General features: G+C 42.4%; 3 protein-coding genes and 1 CRISPR repeat array. Of the genes, 2 read left to right on the top strand and 1 reads right to left on the bottom strand.

Features of this window, described 5'->3' with window-relative positions:
- Positions 1-88: 88 nt before the first annotated feature.
- A CRISPR array of direct repeats spans positions 89-2,811; the repeat unit is 37 nt; unit sequence GTTTCAATCCCTGATAGGGTTTTAGGTTTTTTCCGGC.
- Positions 2,812-3,895: 1,084 nt separating this feature from the next.
- A complete protein-coding gene (locus QUB25_RS26975; RefSeq protein ID WP_333188131.1) occupies positions 3,896-4,642 on the top strand; it encodes a dienelactone hydrolase family protein in 747 nt (248 codons plus the stop codon).
- Positions 4,643-4,741: 99 nt separating this feature from the next.
- Complete coding sequence (locus QUB25_RS26970; protein ID WP_333037203.1) at positions 4,742-5,641, top strand: S1 RNA-binding domain-containing protein; 900 nt, start codon at positions 4,742-4,744, stop codon at positions 5,639-5,641.
- Between the two features lie 245 nt (positions 5,642-5,886).
- On the opposite strand, the gene QUB25_RS26965 is transcribed toward QUB25_RS26970, so the two are convergent.
- Complete coding sequence (locus QUB25_RS26965) at positions 5,887-8,118, bottom strand: polysaccharide biosynthesis tyrosine autokinase (protein ID WP_333188127.1); 2,232 nt, start codon at positions 8,116-8,118, stop codon at positions 5,887-5,889.
- Between the last annotated feature and the right edge of the window lie 8 nt (positions 8,119-8,126).

The following is an 8,126-nucleotide window of genomic DNA, read 5'->3' as shown; positions in this document are numbered from 1 at the left end:
TTTTCCTCCTTATATTTCAGTGTTCATTTACAAATAGTGCATCTATTAACTGTAGCACTATTTTATGAAACTGCTATTAGCTACTAATGTTTCAATCCCTGATAGGGTTTTAGGTTTTTTCCGGCTGCGATTACCAGAGCGATTGTAAGTATTTTTGAGTTTCAATCCCTGATAGGGTTTTAGGTTTTTTCCGGCATTTCCTGCGCCTACCGCAGCGTTTGCCATTTGCGTGTTTCAATCCCTGATAGGGTTTTAGGTTTTTTCCGGCTACAATGGCGAAAACATTATGAATCGTTGTGTCTATGTTTCAATCCCTGATAGGGTTTTAGGTTTTTTCCGGGGAAGAAGGGGGAAAGCTCCCCCGTTGCAATTAAGTTTCAATCCCTGATAGGGTTTTAGGTTTTTTCCGGCTGTAGAAATGTTAGAGGAAGTAAAGTAATGGAGGGTGTTTCAATCCCTGATAGGGTTTTAGGTTTTTTCCGGCACTGCAACAAAGGCTGAACCTAAAAGGCCTGTTAAGTTTCAATCCCTGATAGGGTTTTAGGTTTTTTCCGGCATTTACGATCGCCGCTTCTGGGTGAAAGAACTCGTTTCAATCCCTGATAGGGTTTTAGGTTTTTTCCGGCAAGAAATGTGAAAAGCGCATCGACAGAGCATTACAGGTTTCAATCCCTGATAGGGTTTTAGGTTTTTTCCGGCCCAGCTTTTGCTGGTACTCTTTCTCTTCCTCGCGATACCAGTTTCAATCCCTGATAGGGTTTTAGGTTTTTTCCGGCTGTGTCACGCGAGTTTGCGGCTGCTGCCTCTGTGAAGGTTTCAATCCCTGATAGGGTTTTAGGTTTTTTCCGGCTATATTCTAAGTAGATATTTGCTCACTCTTGAGCGAGTTTCAATCCCTGATAGGGTTTTAGGTTTTTTCCGGCAGAATTAGAAAACAAAATTGAGCAAGCTTTTAAGCAGTTTCAATCCCTGATAGGGTTTTAGGTTTTTTCCGGCTTGACTTGCAGGGTACGAAAGCCATGCAATGCGTTGTTTCAATCCCTGATAGGATTTTAGGTTTTTTCCGGCGGCTGTACATGGTCTGTGACCTCAATGTCGTCTAGATTGTTTCAATCCCTGATAGGGTTTTAGGTTTTTTCCGGCTTCATAGGTTTAATGTTGACCGATCGCGCCTCGCGTTTCAATCCCTGATAGGGTTTTAGGTTTTTTCCGGCATGTCAGTCATGGTGTTGAATTTATTACTAATTGGTTTCAATCCCTGATAGGGTTTTAGGTTTTTTCCGGCTTGGTTTCTACAAAAGTATTGGTAGCAGCGAGCATCGATTCGTTTCAATCCCTGATAGGGTTTTAGGTTTTTTCCGGCGAACGGCGATCGCCCGCCAAGCCAAGGCAGATAGTTTCAATCCCTGATAGGGTTTTAGGTTTTTTCCGGCAAATTTGCTGCTTTTTGCTTGAGTGTTGCGAGGCGTTTCAATCCCTGATAGGGTTTTAGGTTTTTTCCGGCGCTTTCCTTCGTAAAAGCTGTCATGAAATTATCGTCGTTTCAATCCCTGATAGGGTTTTAGGTTTTTTCCGGCGCAGCAGTTGATTGACTTCCACTAGAATTTACTAATTCTAACGGTTTCAATCCCTGATAGGGTTTTAGGTTTTTTCCGGCTTTTGTTGGACAGTTGCAAACATAGCCTTTACCCTGTTTCAATCCCTGATAGGGTTTTAGGTTTTTTCCGGCGGGAGCTGGTTTATGGCACGCCCCCCCGGCCGCGTTTCAATCCCTGATAGGGTTTTAGGTTTTTTCCGGCCCAACTCCTCAGAAAGTTTTTGCCCTAAGTTTGAGTCGTTTCAATCCCTGATAGGGTTTTAGGTTTTTTCCGGCATTTTCTACCCCAGTCAGTCCGATCGTCGGTATGCCATGTTTCAATCCCTGATAGGGTTTTAGGTTTTTTCCGGCCCCAGACGTTTTTAGCTTGATTAAAGCTATTAAATGTTTCAATCCCTGATAGGGTTTTAGGTTTTTTCCGGCGGAACGGGAGCAGGACAGCTCAAACCCCCAGCCATGTTTCAATCCCTGATAGGGTTTTAGGTTTTTTCCGGCGTTAGATCCATGTTTGTAGCATATAAAACTAAAGGTTTCAATCCCTGATAGGGTTTTAGGTTTTTTCCGGCTTTGATTTTAAGCTGCATTCCTGGGTTTTGTGCCTTTGTTTCAATCCCTGATAGGGTTTTAGGTTTTTTCCGGCGTGAGGAAAAAGAATTTTATCAGCGGTTGCAGATGTTTCAATCCCTGATAGGGTTTTAGGTTTTTTCCGGCTTGCTACTCGCAAACTGCATGATGCACCAAGTATTGGTTTCAATCCCTGATAGGGTTTTAGGTTTTTTCCGGCCGAACACAGCGGATTCATCACTACCTTAAGATTGTTTCAATCCCTGATAGGGTTTTAGGTTTTTTCCGGCGAGCTTGTCAAGTTGGGCACGTTAACCGCACACGAAGTTTCAATCCCTGATAGGGTTTTAGGTTTTTTCCGGCTGTTGTTCGACAAATCTTCTTGGGCGGATACTGATTTGTTTCAATCCCTGATAGGGTTTTAGGTTTTTTCCGGCTGGGAACGATCGCCTAACTACTTCTGCGAGTGGGTTTCAATCCCTGATAGGGTTTTAGGTTTTTTCCGGCCTGGTAGATTTTCGGATGAATCTAAATTTTATTAGTTTCAATCCCTGATAGGGTTTTAGGTTTTTTCCGGCGCTTTGGGTTTCAGCGATTTTGGTTTGCAGTGTTTGTTTCAATCCCTGATAGGGTTTTAGGTTTTTTCCGGCTGCCCGTTCCAGAAGCCAGGGTGTATTTGGTTTTCAAGGTGCAGTTGCGTCGATCTAAAAGAAAAGTACCATTCCAGCCTTCGGCTTGTCAATACCCGAGTTTCCATACTCACTCCAAAACCTTATCCTGTAAAGCTTTCAGACTTTCCGTCAATCTTTTTTTCACACGAGGGGCATCAAACTTTTGCTGCACATGAGTTTGAGCCGAAAAATTTGATACTCGGATTTTAACACCTACCCCTTGACGCAAACTCAGCAAAAAATATTGTGCGCTCAACGGGCTCTACGCCACCAATACCTTCGATCTTAGTCTGACAGCAAGCGCACAGCGGAAAAAACAAAATACACTCTTCCTTGGGTTAGATGACTTTGTTCGGCATGGCGATCGTAACTTAGACTTGAGTCCTAGCCTCCATCAATCTCCTCAACTGGTTCGATGACTTTGTTCGGCGTGGCGATCGTAACTTAGACTTGAGTCCTAGCCTCCATCAATCTCCTCAACTGGTTCGATGACTTTGTTCGGCGTGGCGATCGTAACTTACCATACTCAGTCTCACTCAATTCAGCACACTCAAACACACTGTACTACATCCACTGCCCATAAAGGGAAGCTCAAGGAAAAACCAACAACCTACCGCAATATAGCCCTAAAAGACTACTTAAAATTAGTAAAAAAAACACAACGATTCCGCCCACCAAAAAGCAAAGGGATTTAAAAACTACTCCGATATAGTAAAAAAAAATAGCTCATATTTAACAGCTAATCTAGTTAGACACTTATCTTAAAAATCTCACGAACTAGCCAGCTAAAATGTTATCAACCATAGGCTTATCAAAATCTATATTTGAGCCAATCACCGACCAAAATTTATATTTAACCGAGATTTTATCCCAATTAATTGCTAGGAGCGAGCGACACCGACTTATTCAGAAAAACCTAAACTTTCAATAAATAGCGAATTTTCACCTGCAATATTTGCGGGATTTGCGCTTCGCGGTTCCGAAAAAGATTATTAGCGAATTGCCTAAAAAATCCCCAAATTAACTTAAAATCAGTAGAGTGGCATTTACCTTAAAACTCTCTATGACAAAAGCCGAAATTAGCACCAAAAACATCACAGTTCCTAACGGGGATTTGCAAATAGCTGCATACCTAGCCCAGCCAGCCTCCCCAGGACAATTTCCGGCAGTTATCGTAATTCAAGAAATCTTTGGCGTCAACTCGCACATCCGCGAAGTTACTGAAAGAATAGCAAAAGAAGGATATGTGGCGATCGCCCCAGCCATTTACCAGCGTCAAGCCCCCGGCTTTGAAACCGGCTACACACCCGAAGCAATCCAAATCGGCAGAGAATACAAAGAAAAAACCACAGCTTCCGAACTTCTGGGCGATATCCAAGCCACCATCGATTACCTCAAAACTCTACCCTCTGTCAAACAACAAGGTTTTGGCTGCATTGGTTTCTGCTTTGGAGGACACGTCGCCTACCTCGCCGCTACTTTGCCCGAAATCAAGGCTACAGCGTCGTTCTACGGCGCCGGTATCGCCACCCAAACCCCCGGAGGCGGAACCCCGACGATCGCCCGCACAGCAGACATTAAAGGCACTCTCTACGCCTTTTTTGGCACTCAAGACCCCAGCATTCCCTTAGAACAAGTTGACCAAATCGCCGCAGAATTGCAAAAACACAGTATTTCTCACCAAATTTTCCGCTACAATGCCGATCACGGCTTCTTCTGCGACCACCGCGGCAGTTACGACGCTACGGCAGCAGCCGACTCGTGGGTGCAGGTGAAGCAGCTATTTCATCAGCAACTTCAACCAGCTTAGAGAGTGGGAGATGGGGAGATAGGGAGATGGGGAGAGTGGGAAAATTTTTTCTACTGACGACTGCCAACTAAATTACTGACAACTGACAACTAAACTGACATGAATTCCAAATCTACAGGTTCTCAAAGCGCAAAAGCATCCTTTTCAATGGATGATTTTGCTAAAGCCCTCGAACAGCACAATTACGAGTTCCAGAAGGGACAAGTAGTGCGCGGCAAAGTGTTCGAGTACGACTCAAACGGCGCGTATGTTGATATCGGCGGCAAGTCTTCGGCTTTTTTGCCGATCGAAGAGGCTGCTTTGAGAACAGTAACTGATTTGTCGGAAGTGGTTCCGCTGGACGAGGAACGGGACTTTTTGATTATCCGCGAACAAGATGCAGATGGCCAAGTTACCTTGTCCCTGCGGCAGTTACAAATTCAGCAAGCTTGGGAAGATTTAATTGAATTGCAGGAAACAGGTAAAGTTCTTCAGGTGCGGGTTTCTGGGGCGAATAAGGGCGGCGTGACTGTAGATGTTCAGGGAATGCGCGGTTTTATTCCTCGATCGCACTTAGTGGAACGCGATAACCTAGAATCGCTGATCGGTCAATCTTTGAGCGTTAATTTTTTGGAGGTCGATCGCGAACGAGAAAAACTCGTACTTTCCCAGCGGATGGCCACTCAATCAAATGCCTTCAATCAGTTGCAAATCGGTCAGTTGGTGGAAGGAAAAGTCAGCAGCATCAAGCCTTTTGGTGTGTTTGTAGACTTGGAAGGAGTTAGCGGTTTGCTGCACATCAAGCAAGTTAGCCAAAAATATATTGATAACCTTGGAAAGGTCTTTACTCCCGGTCAACCCCTAAAAGCGATCGTGCTTGACCTCGATCAAGGTCGTGGCCGGATTTCTCTTTCTACTCGGGTACTGGAAAATTATCCAGGGGAAATGGTGGATAAAATGGCGGATGTTATGGATACCGCAGAAGAGCGATCGGAACGTGCTAGAAAGACTCTTTCTTAAGTCTTGATCTAATTGCCACCTCGACTTCTTAAAGAAGTCGGGGTGGTAAGAGTGCGATGGTTTTAGGTTTAATTAGGTTGATTTACTTATTTTGCATTTTACATCGGCTTCTTCTACCAGTTTCCAAAAATAACCCCACTATAGGCTAACTGCAAACCCCTATCCAGGAATTTAATACCTATCGCCAACAAAAAATAAATAGTCTTACTTCTTCCTTTGGCTATCTAACTTCATTTTAGCATTAGTTATTTAACCCCATTAGCTACTACTCCCAATACTTTAAAATCGGCTACATTTAGTTGATCTAAAGCTTTGTTTACCAGACCGCGATCGGTTTTTTCTATTTTCACTATCAGCACTGTACCATCCGTTTGAGAAGCTAGTAAATGGCCGTCTGCTAAACCAATCAAAGGCGGCGTATCGTAAATGACTAAATCAAATAAGGCTAGGAATTGTTCCATTAAATAGTGCATCTTTCTCGAAGAAAGTAATTTAATTGGATCGGGGGGAATAGTACCTGCTGTAAGGACAAAAAGATTGTCATCATCTGGTAATCGCTGAATAGCCTCATTTAAGCTTAAATCAGAACTTAAAACATTACTTAAACCTTTCATATTTGATAAGCCAAGGTATGTGTGCAGTTGAGGCACACGCATATTAGCATCCACTAATAATACCCGTTTACCAACAGCAGAAGCAGTTTTAGCTAAATAAAGTGCTACAGTTGACTTACCCTCACCTTTAATGGTAGAAGTGATGGTTAAAGAAGTTATTGGGTGTTCCGCATTTAATAATTGAATATTGGTGTATAAGTAGTGAAATGCCTCGACCACAGGAAAATCTTTGTAATTGGAAACTATTATTCGTTTTAAGCTTGCACTGTTAGTATTTGAACTTACGCTACTGAATTGAGCGGGAGCCCTTTCACCTCTACGAGATTTAATTTTCATCGCTTTGGCGATCGGAATGACTCCCAAAAGAGGGCGCTTAGTTGCTGATTTAATTTCTTCGGGAGTATGGAAAACAGTATTTAAAACTTCTACTAAGAAACCTATAGCAATGCCTAGTAAAGTGCTAATAACGAGCGCGATCGCTAGGTGGCGACGGGTTGGTTTTTCTGTTACTGGGTAGAGATCACCTTTTTCGTTTGTGACTAATTGTGGTTTAGATATAATTTGCCAAGAGCCATCTATTTGACCAGCATCTAGTTGCAAAGTTTTTTGTTTTTCGATGAACAGTTTGAGATTCTCTTTAGCTAATTCTAGTTTTAATTGTATGTCATCATAGCGAAGTTGAGCTTGAGGCATTTGAGTGATTTTTGCTTGCAGTAAATTTTGGCTATTAGTTATCAATCGCTCGCGAGCTTCCAACTGTTCGAGTTGTGTTTTCATCTGAAAAATGACAGACTCAGCTTCTTTTTTCATTAAATCGTGCAAACTTTGCTGCTTTTCCCGCAAAGATTGAATGGGAAGACTATTTTCATAAAATTGAGTAGAGCTTAAAGCTAATTGCGACTCTATTTCATTTACTTTGCTAATTAAATTTTCATAAGACTTGGGGCTAATATCAACAATCCAACGATAATCGCCTGTTAAAGCTCTTTTATTGTAGCTTTCATATTGGTGCCTACTTTCTGCTAGTTGTACTTGCACTTCTAGGCGACGATTAGTTAAATTATCTAGCTGATCTGATAGGCTCCGGCTGCGTACTTCTGGTTGATTAAAGTTATACTGAACTCTTAACATTTGTAATTCTTGTTGCAATTTATCAACTTTCTGCTGGAGTGGTGGCATTTGTCGAGCGATAAAGTCAATACTTTGTTTGTTAACTTTTAAACGCTCTTTATCCATATATTCTAGGTAATATTTGGCAGTTTCATCCAGGACATATTGGATGCGCTTGGGGTCTCGATCGCGATAGCTAATATCTAGGAGTTTAGTACCACCCTGCTTCCCATCTCGCAAGAAAGTAACACGTTGGATGACCAAGCGACTACTGAGACTTTTATAGTCAAACTTTGGATATTTTTTTTGCAATTTATTAACTAATGGTAGTAACACTTCTGGGCTTTTTAAAACCCGCGATAAACTTTGATAATCCACCGAAGAACCTTCTTCTGCTGATGATTTAATTTTGTTCAAGTCGGTGATGCCTAAACTGTTATTTTGAGCTTGAACAAAGAGCTTTGATAGCCGATCCTCAGCCGTAATGGGTTCGGCTAAAACTGTAAATTTTCCTTCATACTCACTAATAGAGTTTTTGGCAGCCCTGAGTACGAAACTACCGCTTAAAGTAGCTATGCTGGCCGCTACTATGCCCATCACCAGAAGGCGACGTTTGACGACAGCTAGTACCCAATTCATATCAAGAACTTGGTCATCCTCTGCTGGGGTACTAGCTAGGTAATTAGCGGAGGGAACAGATAAATATTGACCATTAAGGTCATTCTTCAGGGAAGACAACAGTTTTTTATCCATAGCAAAAA

It is taken from the genome of Microcoleus sp. B3-D7, assembly GCF_036705305.1.
Taxonomy (GTDB): domain Bacteria; phylum Cyanobacteriota; class Cyanobacteriia; order Cyanobacteriales; family Microcoleaceae; genus Microcoleus.
Note: the sequence above shows the minus strand (reverse complement) of the source record. Positions and strands in the feature narration are given on the sequence as shown.

Excerpts from the sequence above, each read along its gene's own strand:
- QUB25_RS26970 (WP_333037203.1), top strand. The coding sequence starts at position 4,742 with ATGAATTCCAAATCTACAGGTTCTCAAAGCGCAAAAGCATCCTTTTCA.
- QUB25_RS26975 (WP_333188131.1), top strand. The coding sequence starts at position 3,896 with ATGACAAAAGCCGAAATTAGCACCAAAAACATCACAGTTCCTAACGGG.
- QUB25_RS26965 (WP_333188127.1), bottom strand. The coding sequence starts at position 8,118 with ATGGATAAAAAACTGTTGTCTTCCCTGAAGAATGACCTTAATGGTCAA.